Source organism: Phyllobacterium sp. SB3 (assembly GCF_040009165.1).
Classification (GTDB): Bacteria; Pseudomonadota; Alphaproteobacteria; order Rhizobiales; family Rhizobiaceae; genus Phyllobacterium.
Map to the genome: position 1 here is coordinate 1 of NZ_JBDYKI010000026.1, position 1,274 is coordinate 1,274.

A 1,274-nucleotide genomic window follows, 5' to 3' on the forward strand; every position below is an offset into this window, starting at 1 on the left:
CAAGGTAGCCGTAGGGGAACCTGCGGCTGGATCACCTCCTTTCTAAGGAAGATGTCTCATCACGGACGTTCCGTTGCCCAAAAAGTTGTATGACTTTTTGGGTAAGCTAACGGAACCATGTATAGACCTCTTGTTAGAACAAAGATTGCAGGCCAGTCAGCCTGACAATCGTGCATACAATGCGCGGACTGCCGCCTACGTTTCTCTTTCTTCCACATGATACGCGCTCGCGCGCCGTACCGCCCTTTACGGGCTGGCGCTCCGCGGGGGCGCGGCACGAGCCGCGACGCGCTAGCGCGCTGTATTGGCGCTTAAGCCAGTATAGCTTTCGGGCTTGTAGCTCAGTTGGTTAGAGCGCGCGCTTGATAAGCGTGAGGTCGGAGGTTCAAGTCCTCCCAGGCCCACCATATTCCTATACCTTACGGGGGCGTAGCTCAGCTGGGAGAGCACCTGCTTTGCAAGCAGGGGGTCGTCGGTTCGATCCCGTCCGCCTCCACCAAAGGTTTTGGAGATGGACGATGAAGGCAAATATCATGTGAGAGAAGAAGCAAGTTTGCAAGTGTTTGGCTTTGTGTCTGACGTTTGCGTGTTCTGTATGAAATTGTGAAGAGAAGATAAGTTCGGATTATTCCGGATGTTCAAGGGTTTGCGCCTTTTGGTGCTGATCTGCAGGCCTTATGGCCGTGAACGCCGGGTAATGTCGTCAGGGGTGCTCATCAAAAGCCTCTGACTTATGATTGGCCGCTTAACCGCAGAGCCATCGGATTTATCTCGAGAAGCTGGTCTTTTTTGTCAAATCGATTGTTGCTGGGTGTTTTGTTGTCCGTTGGTATCCCCCACGGAGGCATGATGCCCTTTAAGGCAAGGATGGATATTGGCAATGAGAATGATCAAGTGTCTTAAGGGCATTTGGTGGATGCCTTGGCATGCACAGGCGATGAAGGACGTGATACGCTGCGATAAGCGTCGGGGAGGTGCGAATACCCTTTGATCCGACGATTTCCGAATGGGGAAACCCACCTTAGATATCTAGAAAATCAGTTTGGTTGGATGATGAGCTTACAGGCTTTGTATGGATGGCTCCCTTCGGCAACGAAGGCGAGTGTTTGCCCATACAGACCGCTAGGTCGTCGGCCATTTTTGGCCGCGCCCGCGCAGCGCCCGTCCCGGCAGGGGCGATATGGCGCGTGAGCGAAACTGAGAACTAAAATGATTTCTAGATATCGTAATAAGGTATCTAACTTTCGAATACATAGGGGTTAGAAGCGAACCCG

Annotated in this window: 2 tRNA genes and 1 rRNA gene; all 3 read left to right on the top strand. The window is 52.4% G+C overall.

What is annotated here, in order from left to right:
- Positions 1–330: 330 nt before the first annotated feature.
- Positions 331–407: transfer RNA gene (locus ABKW30_RS29215), tRNA-Ile, on the top strand.
- Positions 408–423: 16 nt separating this feature from the next.
- Positions 424–499: transfer RNA gene (locus ABKW30_RS29220), tRNA-Ala, on the top strand.
- Positions 500–888: 389 nt separating this feature from the next.
- Positions 889–1,274: ribosomal RNA gene (locus ABKW30_RS29225) — 23S ribosomal RNA — on the top strand; the annotation flags it as partial.